Annotated in this window: 15 protein-coding genes; 8 read left to right on the forward strand and 7 right to left on the reverse strand. The window is 72.3% G+C overall.

From position 1 onward, the window contains the following. Window positions 1-183 precede the first annotated feature (183 nt). Window positions 184-1,167: a formylglycine-generating enzyme family protein gene (locus WMF28_RS18565; protein ID WP_437603577.1), complete on the reverse strand. Its 984-nt coding sequence runs from the start codon at window positions 1,165-1,167 to the stop codon at window positions 184-186. Window position 1,168: 1 nt separating this feature from the next. Continuing rightward, the gene (locus WMF28_RS18570; RefSeq protein ID WP_437603578.1) at window positions 1,169-2,218 is read right to left on the reverse strand and encodes an SUMF1/EgtB/PvdO family nonheme iron enzyme; all 1,050 of its coding nucleotides are present in this window, start codon (window positions 2,216-2,218) and stop codon (window positions 1,169-1,171) included. A 291-nt stretch (window positions 2,219-2,509) separates the two neighbouring features. Between WMF28_RS18570 and uvrA the strand changes: the two genes are divergently transcribed. Further along, on the forward strand, window positions 2,510-5,479 hold the full coding sequence (gene uvrA, locus WMF28_RS18575; protein WP_437603579.1) for an excinuclease ABC subunit UvrA: 2,970 nt from the start codon (window positions 2,510-2,512) through the stop codon (window positions 5,477-5,479). Between the two features lie 126 nt (window positions 5,480-5,605). Here uvrA and WMF28_RS18580 read toward each other — a convergent pair whose 3' ends face one another. Then, the gene (locus tag WMF28_RS18580; RefSeq protein WP_437603580.1) at window positions 5,606-5,968 is read right to left on the reverse strand and encodes a TraR/DksA family transcriptional regulator; all 363 of its coding nucleotides are present in this window, start codon (window positions 5,966-5,968) and stop codon (window positions 5,606-5,608) included. A gap of 501 nt (window positions 5,969-6,469) precedes the next feature. On the opposite strand from WMF28_RS18580, the gene WMF28_RS18585 reads away from it, so the two are divergent. Both WMF28_RS18585 and WMF28_RS18590 read left to right on the forward strand, forming a co-directional pair. Beyond that, window positions 6,470-7,381, forward strand: a complete 912-nt coding sequence (locus WMF28_RS18585) for an NUDIX hydrolase (RefSeq protein WP_437603581.1) — start codon at window positions 6,470-6,472, stop codon at window positions 7,379-7,381. A gap of 3 nt (window positions 7,382-7,384) precedes the next feature. Next, window positions 7,385-7,972, forward strand: coding sequence for a response regulator (locus WMF28_RS18590; RefSeq protein ID WP_437603582.1), 588 nt, complete (start codon window positions 7,385-7,387; stop codon window positions 7,970-7,972). 40 nt (window positions 7,973-8,012) lie between these two features. On the opposite strand, the gene WMF28_RS18595 is transcribed toward WMF28_RS18590, so the two are convergent. Continuing rightward, the gene (locus WMF28_RS18595; protein WP_437603583.1) at window positions 8,013-9,950 is read right to left on the reverse strand and encodes an N-acetylmuramoyl-L-alanine amidase; all 1,938 of its coding nucleotides are present in this window, start codon (window positions 9,948-9,950) and stop codon (window positions 8,013-8,015) included. Window positions 9,951-10,034: 84 nt separating this feature from the next. Between WMF28_RS18595 and WMF28_RS18600 the strand changes: the two genes are divergently transcribed. From WMF28_RS18600 to WMF28_RS18610, 3 genes are all read left to right on the forward strand, one after another. Further along, a complete protein-coding gene (locus WMF28_RS18600; RefSeq protein ID WP_437603584.1) occupies window positions 10,035-10,451 on the forward strand; it encodes a YbjN domain-containing protein in 417 nt (138 codons plus the stop codon). A 130-nt stretch (window positions 10,452-10,581) separates the two neighbouring features. Then, window positions 10,582-11,835 carry a hypothetical protein gene (locus tag WMF28_RS18605; protein ID WP_437603585.1) on the forward strand — a complete coding sequence of 418 codons (1,254 nt, stop codon included), beginning with the start codon at window positions 10,582-10,584 and terminating at the stop codon, window positions 11,833-11,835. Between the two features lie 90 nt (window positions 11,836-11,925). Next, window positions 11,926-13,326, forward strand: a complete 1,401-nt coding sequence (locus WMF28_RS18610) for a hypothetical protein (protein ID WP_437603586.1) — start codon at window positions 11,926-11,928, stop codon at window positions 13,324-13,326. 20 nt (window positions 13,327-13,346) lie between these two features. Here the strand turns inward: WMF28_RS18610 and WMF28_RS18615 are convergent, their stop codons facing one another. Further along, window positions 13,347-14,774 carry a sigma 54-interacting transcriptional regulator gene (locus tag WMF28_RS18615; RefSeq protein WP_437603587.1) on the reverse strand — a complete coding sequence of 476 codons (1,428 nt, stop codon included), beginning with the start codon at window positions 14,772-14,774 and terminating at the stop codon, window positions 13,347-13,349. A gap of 124 nt (window positions 14,775-14,898) precedes the next feature. Between WMF28_RS18615 and WMF28_RS18620 the strand changes: the two genes are divergently transcribed. Beyond that, on the forward strand, window positions 14,899-15,705 hold the full coding sequence (locus WMF28_RS18620) for a hypothetical protein (RefSeq protein WP_437603588.1): 807 nt from the start codon (window positions 14,899-14,901) through the stop codon (window positions 15,703-15,705). A 53-nt stretch (window positions 15,706-15,758) separates the two neighbouring features. Then, complete coding sequence (locus WMF28_RS18625) at window positions 15,759-17,009, forward strand: protein phosphatase 2C domain-containing protein (RefSeq protein ID WP_437603589.1); 1,251 nt, start codon at window positions 15,759-15,761, stop codon at window positions 17,007-17,009. A gap of 105 nt (window positions 17,010-17,114) precedes the next feature. Here WMF28_RS18625 and WMF28_RS18630 read toward each other — a convergent pair whose 3' ends face one another. Both WMF28_RS18630 and WMF28_RS18635 read right to left on the reverse strand, forming a co-directional pair. Beyond that, window positions 17,115-17,444 (reverse strand): FKBP-type peptidyl-prolyl cis-trans isomerase, encoded by a 330-nt coding sequence (locus WMF28_RS18630; RefSeq protein ID WP_437603590.1) that lies wholly within the window; start codon window positions 17,442-17,444, stop codon window positions 17,115-17,117. A gap of 116 nt (window positions 17,445-17,560) precedes the next feature. Continuing rightward, a complete protein-coding gene (locus WMF28_RS18635) occupies window positions 17,561-18,661 on the reverse strand; it encodes a M48 family metalloprotease (protein WP_437603591.1) in 1,101 nt (366 codons plus the stop codon). Between the last annotated feature and the right edge of the window lie 122 nt (window positions 18,662-18,783).

The following is an 18,783-nucleotide window of genomic DNA, read 5'->3' on the forward strand; positions in this document are numbered from 1 at the left end:
TTCGCACCGGCCGACAACGTAGTCCAACCCGCGCGCAGTTGGAAGGGGAGCGGTTCGGGCGCCACCGGTTCTCAGCTTCTCAGCGGCGCCATGGCGCTCCGGGGTGGATCGCCCTCCCGACAGCGCCGGCCGCGGGCGGCGCGCGCAGCCGCCCGCGCCAGGCCCGCCCGGGCGGCGATCCCCTCACGGCCCCTGCCGCCCGCCCGGATCGACCATCGGGCTGCGGTGCGGGATGCGGGCCGTCTTGGCGGCGGGGGCCACGGCCTTGCCCCCGTCGAGCGCGTCGGCGCAGCACCGGAACCCGACCTGATAGAAGCGGAACCACCGGTTGTGCGTCGAGGTGACCGGGCGGCACCGCGAGCGGATCGGCCCCCAGTAGCCACCTTTCAGCGTCGATCGAAATGGCTTCTCGTCCAGCTTGCCCAGCTCGTTGTTGATCCACTCGTCGACGTTACCGGTCATGTCGCGCACGCCGAACGGGCTCACGCACCGGTGCATCTCGCCGGACGCGACCCGGCGGTCGAGCCGCTCGACCTCCGCCGAGATCTTCCAGGGGTCGGAGAACGTCTCGAGCACGGGCATCGCGATCTTCCTGTCGATGTTGCAGGCCTCGGGATCGCGAGCGATTCCATAGGGATAGGGCCACATTTGCGGGCCCTCGCACGCGAACTCCCACTCCTCGCCCGAGCAGAGCCGCTTGCCCTCGGTCTCGCAGGCGCGCTTCGCGTCGAGCCAGTTGACCATCACCGCCGGGTGGACGCCCTCGATGTTCGGGTACTCGAACACGTCGATGCAGAAGCGCCGGTGCTGGAGGCGCCCCTCGCAGAGGACCTCGGGCTCGAACCGCGCGCAGATATCCTTCGCCTCGTCCATGTACGCCGCGCAGCGGTGCCCGACGTAGGGGCAGTAGATGCCGTCGACGAGCACCATCCCCTCGAGGCACGCCGCGGCGCTCGCGGGGTTGACGCGCACGTACGCAGGGAGCGGCGGGGGCGGAGGAGGCGCGAGCGCGGGCGGCGCCGGCTCCGGCGCGGGGACGCTCGCCGGCGGCGCCGCGCTCGCGAGGTCGAGCGGCTCCGGCCGCCGCTGCAAGCGCGGGGCGAAGAGGAGCGCGCTCACCAGGGCGGCGACGACGAGAGCGGCGACGAAAGCGAGGCGCTCGCGCATGTCAGTCGTACACGCCGTCCTTCTCGCGGTCGCGCTCGATGAACGGCCGCGGCGGCGGCGTGACGACGCCGTCCACCGTGTCCGCGCAGCAACGGAAGCCGGCCTGGTAGAAGCTGAAGGTCGGCCCGTGCCCCCCCGTCGTGAGGCGGCACGTGTTCCGCACCGGGCCCCAGTAGCCGCCGTTGAGCGTGGCCGGGCGCGGCGTGCCCGGATCATCGGCGAGGTTGTCGGTCCACTCGTCGACGTTGCCGGACAGGTCGTACGCCCCGTAGGCGCTGATGCAGCTCGGGTGCGACCCGATCGGATCGGCCTGCCACAGCCGGGTGATCTCGCCCTCGCGGGTCGCCTCGTCCAGCATCGCGTCGATGTCGAACGCGATCGCCGCGCGATCGATGTTGCAGGGGCTGGGCGTGCGCACGAATCCCCAAGGATAAGGCAGCCGCTTCGGTCCTTCGCAAGCGAGGATCCACTCGGAGCGCCGGCAGAGCCGCTTGCCGATCGAGGCGCAGAGCGACTTCGCCTCGTACCAGTCGACATAGACGCGCGGGAGCTCGCCGACCCGGTTCGGCCACTCGTGGCGGTCGATGCAGAAGCGCCGGTGGTCCACGGCAGCCCGGCAGCGCGCGCCGCGCGCGTACTCGGCGCAGCCGTGGCCGATCCCGTCGCCAGCGCGAGCGCAGACATACGGGAGAGACGGGCAAAAATCGCCGTCTACGAGCGTCATGTCGGCCGGACACGCGGCGCGCGCCACCGGATCGTCCGCGAAGGGATCGACGAGCGGGGCCGCGGAGGCCGGCGGGCTCGCGCCCCGCGGGAGCGGGGCCGGCCCGGGGGGCGAGCCCGGAGCGGACGAGGCCGGCTCCTCCGGGCGAGCGGGCGCGCCGGGCGAGGGGAAAGCCAGCGCCGCAGGCCCCGTGGAACGCGGCGCGGCAGGAAGGGCTGCGGAGCGCCCGGGCGGAGCGGGCGGCATGAGCAGCAGCGCGTCCAGCTCGGGGGCGTACCGCGCCAGGAGCGCGACCGCGCCGAGCGCAGCACCGGCGCCGACCGCCATCAAGAGACTCCTTGGTTGCGCTTCCACGTCACCCCGCGCGCCCCCTCATAATCCAGCTCGCGGCACAGCGACGTGAGAAGAATTGCAAGACATCCGGAAGACCATGTCCGGCGCGGTGCGTCTCGACGCGCTGCACGCCGGAAGAGCGGGAAGATGGGCCGCGCGCGTCGGGCGAGCGGGAAACGTGACGCGCCCTCCGGGAAAGCGGGGAGACGCGCCAGGGGAGCGGGGCGCGACGAGCAGGAGCGCGCCACGCCCGCTTCCGTGTGTGATAGCTCTCCGGTTCCCCCTATGGATCGACTGGTCGTTCGAGGCGCTCGGCAGCACAACCTCAAGAACGTCAGCGTGTCGCTTCCGCGCGACCGCCTGGTGGTGATCACCGGTCCGAGCGGCTCGGGCAAGTCGTCCCTGGCGTTCGACACCATCTACGCGGAGGGGCAGCGACGCTACGTCGAGTCGCTCTCCGCCTACGCGCGGCAGTTCCTCGAGCAGCTGTCCAAGCCCGACGTGGAGTCGATCGAGGGCCTCTCGCCCGCGATCGCGATCGAGCAGCGCGCGCTGGCCAAGAGCCCGCGCTCGACCGTCGGCACGGTGACCGAGATCTCGGACTACCTCCGCCTGCTCTTCGCGCGGGTCGGCACCCCGCACTGTCCCGCGTGCGGCAAGCGCATCGAGGCCCAGACCGTGCAGCAGATCGTCGACCGCATCCTCGATTTCGGGGACAAGACGCGGGTCACGATCATGGCGCCGATCGCGCGGGGCCGGCGCGGCGAGCTGAAGCTCGACATCGAGCGGCTGCGCCGCGAGGGGTTCGTGCGCGCGCGCATCGACGGCGAGATCGTCGACCTCGGCGACGAGATCGTCCTCGACCGAACGCGCGCCCACGACCTCGACGTGGTCGTGGACCGGATCGTGGTCAAGGAGGGCATCAAGGGTCGGCTCACCGACTCGGTCGAGCTCGCCCTCAAGCTGGGCGAAGGCAGGCTGCTCGTCGACATCTCCAGCGACGGCATGAAGATCGAGCCGCTCTGGATGAGCGAGCGCTTCGCGTGCATCGACTGCGGCATCTCCCTGCCGCCGATCGAGCCGCGGATGTTCTCGTTCAACGGCCCGCACGGCGCCTGCCCCGCCTGCGACGGCATCGGGGCGCGGACCCGCATCGATCCCGAGCGCGTGGTCCCCGATCCGCGGCGAACGCTCCGCGAGGGCGCCGTTGTGGCGTGGGGGCGCCGCGGCTCGCTCTCGCTCGCCACGGAGACCGAGCGCGCCGTCAGCACGCTCGGCTGCGATCCGGACGTCCCCTGGGCGAAGCTGCCGGCGGGCGTGCGGCAAGCGATCCTCGACGGGAGCGACGCCCAGGGCGCCGGCGGCCGGGGGAAGAAGAAGGCGGCCTACGAGGGGATCATCCCGCGGCTCGAGCGCCTGCTGAGCAACGGCGAGCCCACCATCGCCGACGAGGAGGAGGCCGAGCTCGACGAGGACAGCGCCGCGCTCTCCGACGAGATCGGCCGCTTCGTCATCACGCGGGTGTGCGATGCCTGCGACGGCAGGCGCCTGCGCCCGGAGGCGCTCGCCGTGCGCCTCGGCGAGCGCAACATCGCGGACGTCGGCACCCTGCCGCTGCGCACGCTGCGGGTCTTCCTCGAGGGGCTCATGCCGCCCAAGGAGGGGGCGCCGCGGCCCTCCGGCGACCGAGCCGCCGCGGGCGAGGCCCCGGCCGACAGCGGGCTCGCTCCGCGCGAGCGCGCGATCGCCGAGCCGCTGCTGCGGGCGGTGATCGCGCGCCTCGGGTTCCTCATCGACGTCGGGCTCGACTACCTCACGCTGGACCGCTCCGCGCAGACGCTCTCCGGCGGTGAGGGGCAGCGCATCCGCCTGGCGACGCAGATCGGGGCCGCGCTCGTCGGCGTGCTCTACGTGCTCGACGAGCCCTCGGTGGGCCTGCACGCGCGCGACAACACGCGCCTGCTCGAGGCGCTCCGGCGGCTCGTGGACCTCGGCAACACCGTGATCGTCGTCGAGCACGATCGCGACGCCATCCTCGCGGCCGACCACGTCGTGGACATGGGCCCGGGCGCGGGGGTGCACGGCGGCAACGTGGTAGCGCAGGGCACGCCGGAGGAGCTGAGCGCCGATCCCGCGTCGATCACGGGCCCGTACCTCAGCGGCAAGAAGCAGCTGGCGATCCCCACGAAGCGCCTGCGCCCCGACGGGCGCTTCATCCGCGTGGCCGGCGCGCGGGCGCACAACCTCCGCAACGTGACGGCCGAGATCCCGGTCGGCCTCTTCTGCACGGTCACCGGCGTGTCGGGCTCGGGCAAGTCGAGCCTCATCGTCGACACGCTCCTGCCGGCCGCGAAGAACGAGCTGTACCGGAGCTCCGCCCCGATCGGCGCGTGCGACGGCATCGAGGGCCTCTCGCACATCGACAAGGTGATCTCGATCGACCAGGCCCCCATCGGCCGCACGCCGCGGTCCAACCCGGCGACGTACACGGGCGTCTTCGGGCTCCTCCGCGAGCTCTACGCGGGCCTCCCGGAGGCGAGGACGCGCGGGTACAAGGCGGGCCGCTTCTCGTTCAACGTGAAGGGCGGCCGCTGCGAGGCGTGCCAGGGCGACGGCGTGCTCCGGATCGAGATGCACTTCCTGCCCGACATCTTCGTCACGTGCGAGACGTGCGGGGGGCGCAGGTACAACCGCGAGACGCTCGAGGTGCTCTATCGCGGGATGTCGATCGCGGACGCGCTCGACCTCACGGTCGAGCAGGCGATCGAGCAGTTCGAGGCGCTCCCCCGCGTCCGGGAGCGGCTCGCGGCGCTCGCGCGGGTCGGCCTCGGCTACATCACGCTGGGTCAGCCCGCGACGACGCTCTCGGGCGGCGAGGCGCAGCGCGTGAAGCTCGCGCGCGAGCTCGCGCGCAAGGCCACCGGCCGCACGCTCTACGTGCTCGACGAGCCGACGACGGGCCTGCACTTCTCGGACATCGAGGTGCTCACCGCGAGCCTCACGAGCCTGCGCGACGCCGGGAACACCGTCCTCGTGATCGAGCACAACCTCGACGTGATCGCCTGCAGCGACTGGGTGATCGACCTCGGCCCCGAGGGCGGCGAGCGCGGCGGGACGGTCGTCGCGGCGGGCACCCCGGAGGAGATCGCCCAGGAGGAGGCGTCGTACACCGGCGCGTACCTGCGCGAGGTGCTCACGGCGGCCAAGCGCCGCGGCCCGCAGCCCCCGCGCAGCCGCGCCGCGGCCCGCAAATAACAGAACGGGCGTGGCCCCGCCCGGTCCGCACGACGTGGACCGGGGGCGGAGCGCACGCCCGACGGCGCGGAGGCACAACCGCGCGTGAAGACCGCCGACCCGGGGGCCTTCACGCGCAGCGCGGCGTCAGCCGTAGTCCTTCTCGACCCTCTCCTGGTCCTCTTTGCAGCGGATGCAGAGGGTCGTCTCGGGGCGCGCCTCGAGGCGCTTCGCCGAGATCTCCTCCTCGCACTCCTCGCACTTGCCGAACGAGCCGTCCTCGATCTTCAAGAGCGCCTTCTGGATCTTGTCGAGGAACGACTTCTCGCGACCGCGGAGCCGGAAGGTGAACGACTGCAGGTACTCGCTCGACGCGAGATCCATCTCGTCAGGGAGATCGTTCGCGTCGAGCATCATGTCCTCGGTCAGCGTTTGCTTGGCCTTCTTGACGATCTCGTCGCGCTTCGTCTCAAGCAGGGTCTTGAACTTTTTCAGCTGGGCCTTGTTCATAGGTCCTCTCGCGTCGAATGCGCCGTGCGGCGCTGCCGTCTGAGCTCCCTGGCGCATGCAAGCCGCGGGGCGTTCGACCCCCAGCTGCCGGAACGGGGCTTACGGCTCCGCGACATGTCCGGAGAGGCCAGATAGCCCCCCGAAATAGCAAGGCGCGGGATTCTAGGCTTGAGCGCCGTGCCCGTCAACGACGCCTCCGTCGGTGGCAGAGTTCGCCTGATCCACGCGGCAAATAACGCAGTTTCTCCGACCAGGGCCGCGACCGATCGCTCGCTGCGGCATCGATGTCGGGAGAGCGTGGAAAGCACTTGCGGGAAGTCCCCGAGTCGCCGGAAAAGGCGGCTGTTTTGGCCCCAAACCCGCATGCTCACCGCAGAGTACGCCGGAAATGAGACGCAGCGGACGGTTTGACGAAAGACAGCTCACGTGGAACAAATTTATCCCATATTGCTGGATTTCGATCAGAACCGAACCGCGGTCCGACCTCGCGATGCCGCCACGGTGATCGTCCTGCGCGACGATCGCGCGGGGATCGAGGTGTTCTGCGTCCGCCGCCACGCGAGCTCGAGCTTCATGGGCGGCGCCGTTGTGTTCCCCGGTGGGAAGGTGGACGCGCAGGACGGCGCGGAAGTCTGGAGGGATCGGGCGACCGCGCCGCCGGCGCGCGCCGCCGCGTTCGCGACAGACACGGCGCCGGCGCAATCCCTGTGCGTGGCGGCGTGCCGCGAGACGCTGGAGGAAGGGGCGATCCTGCCGACGGATCCGCCGCTGTCCGGCGACGAGATCGACGCGGTCGGGCGGGAGCTTGCCGCCGGGACGCCGCTCGACGCGATCCTCGCCCGGCGTGGCCTGAAGCTCGCCCTCGCGGCGCTCGTGCCGTGGGCCCGGTGGATCACGCCCATCGCCGAGACGCGCCGCTTCGACGCGCGCTTCTTCCTGCTGCCGCTGCCGCGCGGCCAGATCGGGCGCCACGACGGGCACGAGACGACGATGAGCTTCTGGGCCGCGCCTTCGGAGGTGCTGGAGCGCGCCGAGCGTGGCGAGATCTTTCTCGCTCCGCCGACTTCGCGCGCGCTCGAGCTGCTCTCCGCGGTCGCGGACGTGCGCAGCGCCGTGGCGCTCGCCGAACGCCAGCCGCTCCTGCCGATCTGTCCGCGCTTCGTCCCGGGCGATGGGGCCGAGCCGCCGTACCTGGCGCTGCCGGGCGACCCGTCGCACGAGATCCGCGAGCGACACACCGAGGGGTCGACCCGTTATGTCCTGCGCAACGGGCGCTTCGTCACCGAAGAATGCTGCGCACATGGATCCCCGATCCACATCAAACAGGAACGAGAGCCCAGATCCACGACCCGCTTCGACCCCCCCCTGACGAATGCCCCCTCCGTGCCGGCGACGCCTGATCTCGAGGAGTGAGCCATGGAAACGAACCCGAAAGAGAACACGACGCAGCCCGAGCTGTTCACCGCGAGCGACGTCGCGCGCTTCTGTCAGGTGGACCTCAAGACCATCCACAACTGGGCGGACAAGGGGGAAATCCGCCACTTCCGCACGCCGGGACGGCACCTCCGCTTCCGACGGCTGGACGTGCTCGATTTCCTCCGGAAGTACGGCTACCCGATCCCCGAGATCCTGCGGATGGGCAAGCCGAAGGTCGTCGTGGTCGACGACGACCCCGCCGTCCTCGCCGCGCTCCGCAAGACCCTCTCGCGGAGGTTCGATCTGACCACGTTCCAGGATCCGTTCGACGCCCTCGTCGCGGTGGGCAACCTCCAGCCCGACGCGCTCATCCTGGACGTCATGATGCCGGGCCTCGACGGGGTGCGCTGCCTGGAGCGCCTCCGGTCCATCGACGCGACCTCGCACATCCGCTGTATCGTGTACTCGAACCACGACGAGATGAAGAAGAACGCGACCGAGGCCGGCGCCTACGACTTCATCAAGAAGGGCGAGGCCAGCGAGCTGCGCGACTCGCTCGAGCGGCTCATGGGCCTCGAGCGGGGGTGATCCCGGCGCGGGCGACGCCTGCGCGGGCCGGCCTCGCCCTTCACTTGCCCTCGCGGTAGGCGCGGATCGCGTTCACGATGGCGTCCGCCATCTTCTGCCGGAAATCGGCGGTGGCGAGGCGGGCCTCGTCCTCGGGGTTCGAGATGAACGCGGTCTCGAACAGCGCGGCCGGCATGTCGGCGCCCGCGAGGACGAAGAACCCCGCGCCCTTGACGCCCTGATCCTTCGTGTCGGGGTAGCGGGGCGACAGCGAGGCGAGCGACGACCGCTGGAGGAGCTCGGCGAAGTGGCGCGAGCGGGCCGCCATGTCGCCGACGTTGAGGTTCGACAGGATCGCCGCCACCTCGCGGCGGGCGTCGGGATCGCCAGGGTCCACGCCCTGCCCTCCCCTGGCGGCGCGGGCGGCGTTCTCGCGCGCCGCGAGCGCGGCCGACGTCCCCTCGGCGTCGTTGGGCGCCGCGAGCGAGAAGGTCTGGACCCCGCGAGCGCGGCCGTTGTCGCTCGCGTTGCAGTGGATCGAGACGAACAGGTCGGCGTGGAACGCGTTCGCGCGCGCGGTGCGGAGATCGAGCGGGACGTAGACGTCGCTGTCCCGGGTGAGGAGCGTCTCGATCTTGAGCTCGCGCGCGAGGAGCGGGGCGACGCGGTGGGCGACGTCGAGCGTCACGTCCTTCTCCTTCAACCCGGTGGGGCCGACCGCGCCGGTGTCGTTGCCGCCGTGCCCCGGGTCGATCGCGACGCGCCGGACATCCCGCGCGCCGCCGGGCTTGCCCTCGTCGTCGCGCACCGGAGGGCGAGTGCTCACGTCGACGACGATCCGGAACGGCTCGGGCAGGTAGAAGACCCGGCGATGCAGGTTGGCGGCGAGATCCAGGACGACACGCGTGCCCTTCGGCTGCACGCCGACGCGCACGCGCCGCAGGACGCCGCCGACCTCGATCTCGCGCGCGACGCCGCGCGACGTCGCCCCCGCGATGTCGACGAAGACGCGCGCGTCCCTGCCGGCGGTCTCGTCCGCCGGGAGCGTGCCGACGTCGAACGTCGTCGGCGCGGACAGCTCGATGACCACGCGCGCCCCCTTGTCCGAGCCGTGCCGCTCGATCGCAGTGACCTTCACCGGGCCCGTGGGCGCGGCGGACGCCGGGGGGGCGACGACGAGATCGCCGGAGGCGTCGGCGGTCGTCACCTGCACCGCGCTCGCGGCGCTCGCCGGCGCGGCGGAGGTGCCCGGCGCAGGCCCCGGCGCGAGCGCGAGCGCGACGCCCTCGACGCGGTGACCTTCCTGCTCCAGCGCGCGCAGCGCTTCCCCGCTGGGCCGGTAGGCGGCGGCCTGCGCCAGCGCGACCGCGATGGCGCCGAGGCACGGCGAGAGCGCGGGCGGCGCGCCGCCGGACGGCGCGGCCGGGGCGAGGGCCGCGTAGCGCCGCGAGACCAGGTAGAGCTCGCGGTACGCGACGGCGGCGTCGTGGGCGAGCTCACCGGCGAGCAGCGCTCGGCGGCGCTCGGCCTGGCACGCGCGCTCGACGAGGGCCGGATCGGCCAGGGCGCGGAAGGCCGTCGCCGCGGCGCCGTACAGCTCCATCGCCTCGCGCGCGTCGGTGGCCGCCTGATCGAGGCGGAAGAGCCGCACGCGAAGGTCGCCGGCGAGCTCCGCGAGCGAGGCAGCCTGGGCCCCGGCCCCGGCCCGCGACGACGCGATGGCGACGGCGTCCGCGAGAGCGACCGTCTCGGCGCGGGGCGGGAGCAGCGCGCCCGGATCGAGCAGCGCGACGGCGCGCTGCTCGTCGGAGAGGGCGGCGGGCGCAGCGGGCGCGCCGCCCTCGGCGCTGCACCCGAGGGAGTGCGCGGCCGCGGTGAAAAGCGTGATCGCCGCGAAGGCCGGGGCGCTACGATGCAGCTGCGCTGGGGTGGTGCGCCTTCGGCTCGCCAGAGCAGCCCCGCGCGCCGAGTGAATGGCGATACGTCCCGGAGGTTTCACGTGCCCGACCTCACGCCCACTTCATCCACAGAGCCCCTCTACGCGGATCGTGCGTCTGGGGAGAGGTTTGCTGACGCGACGAGCATGGTCAACGCGTATCTCGCCCGGTACGCCGCGAGCTCTCTGGGCGGGGCCGGATCGCTGGGCGGAGCGGGCACGAACACGCTCGACGAGACCGGATACGCGCAGCTCCAGCACGGGAGCGCGACGATCGGGGTCAACGTGCTCGAGGCCCAGGGGGTCCTGATGGTCTTCGCTCCCATCATGGCCGTCCCCCTGAGCGGGCGGGAGGCCTTCTACCGGCGCCTCCTGGAGCTCAGCTTCATCGCCACCTCGGACGCGGCGTTCGCGATCGACAGGTCGCGCGACGAGGTGGTGCTGCGCTGCCTGCGGCGACTCAGCGCGCTCGAATACGAAGAGTTCGAGGATATCGTCACGACGGTGAGCCAGGTCGCCGATACCTGGGACGACGCGCTTCTGCGCGAGCTGCGCGGCGGATGAGCGGGTCGCGATGCCTTCCGGGGGCGGTCGGGAGGCGCACGCCCTGGGCCCTCGCGCGGCAGGTCGGTAACGCGTGGATCCGTCGCGAGATTGCGGTTCGGCGGATGCGGGTGGTAAGTTCCTCACCGCGATGACTGCGGGGGAGCGACCGACGACCGCGGAACCTGGCGAACGCTCCCTCTCTGCGGAGGAAGCGGATCGGATCGCGGCGTCGATCCGGCCTTCCTGGGAGGCGTTCGACGAGCAGTCGACAGCGCGGGGTGGCGAGCGCGGCGGCGCCCCCGAGCCGGAGACCGGCGCCCCCGCCGCGAGACCGCCGGAAGCCCCGGCGGCGCCCCTGGGCGAAGCGCCGGCTGCGTGGCGAGAGCCCGCGACGGCATCGTTCCCCGCTGCGTCGACCGCGCCCGCGGCCCGCGTGCTCGAAGCGCCGCCGGCCGGCGCGTCCGGCGTGTCCGACACCGTGATCGAGGGGGTCCCGACCATCGCCATCGGCGACGACGTGCAGGGGGCGCCCGCAGCGGAGGCCACGCCCCACGGCGCGGGGAGCACACCGGGTGCCGGTGTGCACGCCAGCCCCTCGCCTCAGCCGCTCGCGGACACGCAGACGACCGGCAGCGCTTCCAGCGCAGGCGCCACGGGCACGACGGACAGCGGCGCGGCGAGGCCGGGCGAGCCCCCCGCGCCCGCCGGAAAAACGCGCGTGGGAATGGGCGAGCCGGATGCGGTGGCCGGCGCGTCGACGGCCGAGCGCGGCGCCGGGGCCGACGCACGGCCCGCGGAGCCGCAGGCGCGTCCGGAGGCGGCGCCCTCCCCGCCCCGCGAGGGTGAGCCGCCGTCTGCGCGGCCTGCGCGCACGCGATCTCGTGCGGCGCATCCGGCGGTGGGGAGCGCCGACGCGGTGGCTGCATCCGCCGCCCGCACGGAGGACCACGATCCGATCGAGATCCCCGTGTCCAGGCCGAACAAGATGGCGCTGCGGCTCGTCATCGCCCTCGTGGGCGCGGTCTTCGTGTTCTTCGTCGTCCGGGCCATGCGTCACGACGACGATGGCGTGGATCCCGGGCCCCCGACGGCCTCGCCGACGACGGAGGCGCCGCCCGCAGCGGCCGCGGCAACCCCCGCCGCCACCGCGCAAGCGACGGCCGGCGACCCGCCTGCCGCCGCAGCCACGGAAGGCAGCGCTGGACCGACGCCGAGCGCCTCAGCGCCGGTGAGCCCTCCGGCTCCCACGGCGACGATGTCTGCCACCACGGCGATGCCCACGGCGCCGGCGGCCGGGCCCAAGACAGCCCCCGCACCGAAGAAGCCTGCGCCGACGCAGCGTGGGACGAGCTCCACCGGAGGCAACAAGAGCGGCGGCATCATCCGCGATGCGCCTTTCTGAAGCGCACCCGTTTCCCGCCTCGTCAGCGAGGCTTGCTGCAGTCGTTATCTTCCGCTGACGCCGACGAGGCGAAGCCCGACCTGAGGAGCCATGAAAACACGCGCCTGCGCCCCCGTCCTCCTGCTCTCGCTCATCGCGCCAGCTGTGCTCACCGAGGCCGGGCTCACCTCCTCTTTTCTCAGCGAGCCGCTGAGCTTCGCGCAGTCGTCCGATCCCGTCACGGAGGTCGCGCGCCAGCGTTACGAGGAAGGGGTCAAGGCGTATGACGCCGGTCGGTTCGAGGATGCGCGGACGGCGTTTCTCCAGGTCTACGCGCTCAAGCGACACCCGGCCGTGCTGCTCAACCTCGGACAGAGCGAGCTTCGCTCCAATCACCTGGAGGATGCCGGCAAGCACCTCCAGCAGTTCCTGCACGAGCACACCACCGCGACCCCGGAGCAGCGCGCCGCCGCGGAGAAGGCGATCGCCGACGTCAAGCGACGGACCGGCTTCCTCATCGTGACCGCCGACGCGAACGGCGCGGACATCAGCGTGGACGGCGTCCTCGTCGGCAAGGCGCCGCTGCCCGATCCTGTGTTCGTGACCCCCGGCAAGCACACCCTGTTCGCGACCTATCAGGACCGATCCGCGACCCTCCAGGTGGACGCGAAGATCGGCACAGCCACGCCCGCGACGCTGACCCTGGGAACGACCGGTGCGCCCATTGCCGGCGCGCCGACGCCCGCGCCGGGTGTGCCGCCGACCGCGCCCACCTCGGCCTCGCCGGCAGCGGTCCCGCCAACGCCAGCGCAGCCTCCCGCGGTGGACACCGCGCAGCCGGCCCCCGGCGTGCCGACACCGGGCGCGGCGGCACCGGGCGTGCCGGCCCCCGGCGCGGCGGCACCGGGCGCGACGATACCCGGAGCGACAGCGCCGAGCACCTCGCCCGCAGCGCCGACGAGCCCCGGTGGGCTGAGCTTCTCGACGAGCAACACGATGGGCTCGATGAGCTCGGACCAGAGCTCCGGCGGTCGCGAGCCGTTCTTCCACTGGTACGCACGCAAGCCGCTCGCCTGGGCGGGGACCGGCATCGCGGGGGTCGGTCTGGTCATGGGGATCGTCGGGTCGACCCTCGCCGTCAACGCGAGCAGCAACGCCGACGACGTCGGAACGCAGATCAAAGCGTACGTCGCGAGCCACGAGAGCATGATCCCCGCAAACCGCAGGTCCCAACCCTGCGGCGCGCGCGTGGATCCGTCGGGCGACCTCCCCGGCTTCGAGACCGCGTGCGGGCGCCTCCGGGGGGAGCTCGACAGCTACGACGGCGCGCTCCCCTGGGCGATCACAGGCTGGGTCCTCCTCGGCGTCGGGGTCGTCGGCACCGCGACGTACGCCATGGTCGACTGGTATCCCCGGAAACAGCAGGCCGCGTCCGACGGCCCGCGCGTCACCGTGATCGCGCCGTTCGTGGCGCCCGGTCAGGCCGCCCTCGGCGTCGCGGGCACCTTCTAGCTCCTCCCACGGACGCCAGCTCACCGCTCCCTCGCGACGCGCAGCAGATCCCGCATCGTCGAGCGCGGGATGTCCGCGAGGCGCGCGGCGGCGCTGATGTTGCCGCCCACCTCCTCGAAGGCGCGGAGCGCGTCCGCCGGCGTGACCTTCCGGCGGACCGGGGGCTCGCGATCGGCGAGTACGGCCGTGACGTGCTCCGGCAGCACGCGGCCGTGGGCGCGCAACGCGGCTTGAATGAGCACGTTCCGTAGCTCCCGCACATTGCCTTGCCAGCGGTGCGCCCTCAGCGCGACGAGCGCCCCGGGGGAGAGCTGCCGCGGGCCGATCTCGGAGGTCGCCAGCAGGTGCTCGGCCAGGAGCGGGATGTCGTCCGGCCGATCGCGCAGCGCTGGAAGATGGATGCGGCACACCGCGAGGCGCTCGTAGAGGTCCGCGCGGAAGCGACGCTCGGCGACGAGCGTCTCCAGGGGCTCGCAGGTCGCGACGATGAGCCGCACGTTGACCTGCGTCGTCCCCTCCGCGCCCAGCGGGCGGACCACCCCCTCCTCCACCGCGCGCAGCAGCTTCGCCTGGACCTCCAGCGAGAGCGCCGCGATCTCATCGAGAAAGAGCGTACCCAGGTGGGCCTCGGCGAACGCGCCCCGCCGATCCCGATGCGCGCCGGTGAACGCGCCGCGCCGGTGACCGAACAGCTCGGACTCGGCGATGTCGCGCAGGATCGTGGCGGCGTTCAGGACCACGAACGGCCGGTCGGCTCGGTTGCTCTCCGCATGGATCGCCCGGGCGACCAGATCCTTGCCCGTGCCCGATTCGCCGCGCAGGAGCACGGGGAGCTGGAGCGGCGCGACCCGCCGCACCGCTGCGGCGAGCTGCCGCATGGGCCGCGAGCGGCCGACGAGCGACGGCAGCGGCGGCCCCTCCTCGATCGGGGGGACCCTCCGGGCCGCCTCGACGCACACGGTCGTGCGGCCGACCTCGAAGCAGCCGCCGGGGACGAGCATCGCCTGCCGTACCCGCACGCCGCCGACGCGAACGCCGTTGCGCGAGTCGAGATCCGTCACCTCGATCGATGCGCCGCGGTGCGCGACACGGCAGTGGCGAGCGCTCACCGCGGCGTCGTCGATGCCCACGTCCGCGGCCGGGGCGCTGCCCAGGATGAGCTCAGCGCCCGGCGGGACGGCGATGCGCACGGGGGTGCTCCAGCCGCTCTGATCGCAGCGGAGCCACACCGTGGTGAGCGCTTCGCGATCCTCCGCGAGCTCCACCGTGGTGTCCCGTGTCGCTCGGGCTCCACCGCCGTGAGCTCCAGAGCCCGGCCGCTCGCGGGGCGCTCCCGCCGGCTCCCCTCGCAGCGCCGCGGCCGGCGAGAAGGGCTCGGCGGCGGCGTGAAAAGACGTGACGGGCCTGAAGTAGTTGCCTTGATCGCTGCGGGTCGGTGCGTTGTCCATGGTCCAGGAGGTCTGTCGTCGGCACGCGGCGCGCAGTTGCGTCGTTCCTCCGCCCGGTCGACATTCCTCGCGCCGGCCCGTCACCCCCTTTGCGCTCGGGACCGCGCTGTTCTAGAGGCCGTTCGTGAGATCGCGCTCAACAAGGTGGACGGCGCTCGGCGTGGCGGCGGCGGGCTGGGTGCTCTCGGCCAACCAGGCCCTCGCCCAGCCAGCAGCTCGAGAGACCGCGGCCGAGGAAGCAGAAGACGAGGCCGGGCCGGAAGCCGGCGCCAAGCGCCCCGCCGGGCCGGACGAACGGAGCGGGCACATCCTGCTCCAGGGACGGGCCGGCTACAGCCAACCCTTCGGCAGCATGGCCGCCGGCCAGCCGGCCAGCGAGAAGGTCTCGGGCGGCTTCGCGTTCGGCGGCAACGTTGGACTCGGCCTGAGCCGCGTGACCGTCCTGGAAGCAAGCGGCTCCTACGCCCTGCTCTCCGCCGCCGACGGCTGCAACGGCTGCTCCGGTCGAAGCCTCGATCTCGGCCTCGGGTTCGTCTACCACCTCGCCCAGGGCATCGCCTTCGACCCCTGGATCAGCTACGGCGTTGGATATCGGCGAGCAGTCCTCACAGGGTCGGAGGACTCGTCCGCGGGGCCGACAGTCTCCGACCACGTGTTCCATGGGCTCGATGTCGCCCGCATTGCGCTGGGCGGCGATTTCTACCCGGTGTCGAGCTTTGGCATCGGGGTGTTCGCCGAGCTCGACGCCGGCACGTACCTCTCGCGCCCGGGCGAGGGCTCCGATGCCGCCGTCTACGGATTCTTCCAGTTCGGCGTGCGCCTCGCGCTGGATCCCGTACCCCGGGGTACGCGTACGCCCGCCGTCTCGTCCGGTACGTCTCGGCGGGTCGCCGTCCAGGCGGCGGGCTCCCGGGGAGCCGCCCACCGGTAAAGCAGCCGGAATGTGGGCGGTCCGGAGGGCTGCGCAGGTATAATCAGCCGCGAATGGGCGAGTTCAGGACGAGCAGCCGCACCCGACCCGTCGCGGCTGCCGTGACCGACGTTGGACGCCAGCGAAAGCACAACGAGGACAACATCCTCGTGAAGTCCGAGCTCGGCCTCTTCGTCGTGGCGGACGGCATGGGTGGGCACAATGCGGGCAACGTCGCCAGCGCGCTCGCGACCAAGTCGCTCGACAACTTCTTCGAGGCGACCCGCGCCGGCAGCCTGCCCGGCCCCATCCCGGTCGACGAACAGGAGCTCGATCCGGAAGCACGGCGCGTCGTCGCCGCGATCCGCAAGGCGAACCACGATGTGTTCGTCATCTCGAACACGTACACCCAGCACCAGGGCATGGGCTCGACGGTGGTCGCCGCCTACGTGTCGCGCGAGACGGAGCAGATCCACGTCGGGCACGTCGGCGACAGCCGCTGCTACCGGATCCGGCTGGGCGAGATCGAGCAGCTCACGAAGGACCACTCGCTCATCAACGACGCCCTCGCGCTGAAGCCCGACCTGAGCCCGGACGAGCTGGCGAGGCTCCCGAAGAACATCATCACGCGCGCTCTCGGCATGAAGGACGCGGTGAAGGTCGACATCCGCTCGGAGCGCATCCAGCTCGGCGATGCTTTCCTGCTCTGCTCGGACGGGCTGAGCGGGATGGTCTCGGAGCAGCAGATGCTCGATGTGCTCGACATCACCCAGGACCCGCAGGAGGCCTGCGAGCTCCTCATCGAGATGGCGAACGACGCGGGCGGGACCGACAACATCTCGGCGCTGCTCATCCGCATCCTGCCGGAGGCGCAGGACGAGCGGCAGCCCGACAGCGCGGAGCTCGAAGACACCCGGCCCCACCGCATCGACGAGTTCGGCGCGATGCTCCCGCCGCCGCAGGTCCAGGCGGCGCAGGCGGCGGTCGAGGAGGTCGAGCTCGACGCGGCCGCCTCGAGCGACGAGCGCATCGCGGGGCAACAGGTCCACTCGATCGGGAGCAACGGTCTGCGGAGCCAGGCTCAGGGCGCGATGTCGCGCGTGGCCGCCGTGCCGTTCACCGACCGGCGCTCCCGGGCGGCCGCTGGCTCCGGCCGCTACGCCGCGGTCGCGACGGGGCCGAGGCCTCCGGTGAAGGAGGCTCCGCCGTCGAAGCCCGCGAAGCGCCCGACCGAGGTGCGCGTCGCGCGGTGCGCGCACTGCAAGCACGAGCTCTTCATCGGCAACCGCTTCTGCGTCGAGTGCGGCGCTCCCATCAAGCCGTGAGCGGCGCCGCGGGCGCGCGAGGCACGGCGCCTCGCCGCGAGCGCGCGCGCCGCCCCGCGCGCCGACCGCGAGCCGCGGCCAGCGCTGCGGGGGCGACGCCGCGCATCACTTGAGCGAGAGCAGCTCGACCTCGAAGATGAGGGTCGAGTTGGGCGGGATCACGGGCGGGAAGCCGCGAGCGCCGTAGCCGAGCTCCGGCGGGATCGTCAGCTTGCGGAGGCCGCCGATCTTCATGCCGGCGACCCCCTGGTCCCATCCCTTGATCACCTGCCCGGCCCCCAGCTTGAACGAGAAGCCCTGGCCGCGATCGCGCGAGCTGTCGAACTTGTTGCCGTTGGTCAGCGTGCCGACATAGTGAACGGTCACGAGCTGGCCGTGCTTTGCCTCGGCGCCCGTCCCGTCCTTCAGGTCCTCGATCCCAAGCTCTGCTTGCATGACTGACTCCTTTCGACGCGATGGGAGGAGCGCTGCGCGGTCGCGTCAAGCTGAAGCAGCGCGCGGGCGCTCCGGACGAGCGCTCGCGAGCACACAGGAGCCCGGGAAGTCGCGGGTCAGCCGCCGAAGCCGGGGAACGAGAACACAGGCGCGCCTCCGGTCAGACGCCAGGTGTTCGCGGTCTGCTGCACGATGGGCTGGCGCAGCGTCGGGTGCGGGTGCGTCTGCTCGAAGGCGAACAGGATCGCGGCCGGCGTGAGCTGATCGAGCGACGCGAAGAAGCCGAGCGTGAGCATCGCCCCCCCCTCGGTCCACCGGTACCCCTGCCGCCGGGCGCCGGCGGTGAGCAGGTTGTTCACGCCCGCCACGTCCGCCGCGATCTCGTTCGGCTGGTTGAAGACGGGGAGCGTGCGCGACAGCATCCGCCCGAGATCCGCGGGCGTTACGCCGCGGCTCCCGCCCTGCCCGTTCGCGCAGCCCGTGTGCCCGAGGTGATGGTGGCCGAGCTCGTGGCCGAGCACGAACGCGAGCTGCTCGTGGTAGAGCTGGCGCTGCCGCTCGACCTTGCGCGCGTCCGTGTGCTGCGCCGGATCGATGAAGCCCATCGGCGGCCGGATGATCGGCTGCCCGGGCCGCTGCCGCTGCGCGAGCAGCCGCAGGAACTCGTCGAGCTTCCTCGTCCCGAAGATCTCGTCGGTCGCCTTGAACTGCGCGATCTGCGCCTGCACCTCGAGCAGCCCGTCGGTGATCGCCATGAACGGCATCCGCTGGTCGTCGCAGCCGGCGAACGCGTTCACCTCGCCGACCGTCGGATCGGCGATGAACGGGATGCCGTTCACCTTCTGCTGTGCGGCCGAGGACAGCGCGCCGATCAGCGCGCCCATGACGACGCCGGCCTCGGACTGGAGCCAGCCGACGTGGATGTCGTTGATGGGATCGCCGACCACCGGCAGCCCGGGCACCGTGGGCACGGTGAAGGTGGGCGCCGGCGCGGGCCCGGTCTGCGCCGGCGGGTAGCCAGGCTGCTGCTGCGGGTAGCCGGGCTGCTGCGGGTAGCCGGGCTGCTGCTGCGGGTAGCCCTGCGGGGGCGCGCCGTACGGCGGGTAACCCTGGCCGTACGACGGCTGGGACGGCGGTTGGCGCGAGCTGCTCCGCTGACAGCCTGCGACGAGTCCGAGAGCCAGAGCGAGCGCGCCGATCGATCGAAGCAGATTCATCGCCGCGAGCATAGCGCACGGAGCGGGCGTCAACCCGCGCCCTGGCGCGAGCAGGATCCCATCACGCAGGATGCGTGGGCCGCGCGGCGCCGCGATGAGCCGAAAGCCGCGCGCCGGGCGTC

Source organism: Sorangium sp. So ce590, from assembly GCF_051521365.1.
Classification (GTDB): Bacteria; Myxococcota_A; Polyangia; order Polyangiales; family Polyangiaceae; genus Sorangium.

What these genes read in the sequence shown, in the direction of transcription:
- WMF28_RS18570 (WP_437603578.1), bottom strand. Translation starts at nt 2,218, where the DNA reads ATGGCGGTCGGCGCCGGTGCTGCGCTCGGCGCGGTCGCGCTCCTGGCG.
- WMF28_RS18635 (WP_437603591.1), bottom strand. Translation starts at nt 18,661, where the DNA reads ATGAATCTGCTTCGATCGATCGGCGCGCTCGCTCTGGCTCTCGGACTC.
- WMF28_RS18605 (WP_437603585.1), top strand. Translation starts at nt 10,582, where the DNA reads ATGACTGCGGGGGAGCGACCGACGACCGCGGAACCTGGCGAACGCTCC.
- WMF28_RS18600 (WP_437603584.1), top strand. Translation starts at nt 10,035, where the DNA reads ATGGTCAACGCGTATCTCGCCCGGTACGCCGCGAGCTCTCTGGGCGGG.
- WMF28_RS18610 (WP_437603586.1), top strand. Translation starts at nt 11,926, where the DNA reads ATGAAAACACGCGCCTGCGCCCCCGTCCTCCTGCTCTCGCTCATCGCG.
- uvrA (WP_437603579.1), top strand. Translation starts at nt 2,510, where the DNA reads ATGGATCGACTGGTCGTTCGAGGCGCTCGGCAGCACAACCTCAAGAAC.
- WMF28_RS18590 (WP_437603582.1), top strand. Translation starts at nt 7,385, where the DNA reads ATGGAAACGAACCCGAAAGAGAACACGACGCAGCCCGAGCTGTTCACC.
- WMF28_RS18625 (WP_437603589.1), top strand. Translation starts at nt 15,759, where the DNA reads ATGGGCGAGTTCAGGACGAGCAGCCGCACCCGACCCGTCGCGGCTGCC.
- WMF28_RS18580 (WP_437603580.1), bottom strand. Translation starts at nt 5,968, where the DNA reads ATGAACAAGGCCCAGCTGAAAAAGTTCAAGACCCTGCTTGAGACGAAG.
- WMF28_RS18565 (WP_437603577.1), bottom strand. Translation starts at nt 1,167, where the DNA reads ATGCGCGAGCGCCTCGCTTTCGTCGCCGCTCTCGTCGTCGCCGCCCTG.
- WMF28_RS18615 (WP_437603587.1), bottom strand. Translation starts at nt 14,774, where the DNA reads ATGGACAACGCACCGACCCGCAGCGATCAAGGCAACTACTTCAGGCCC.
- WMF28_RS18630 (WP_437603590.1), bottom strand. Translation starts at nt 17,444, where the DNA reads ATGCAAGCAGAGCTTGGGATCGAGGACCTGAAGGACGGGACGGGCGCC.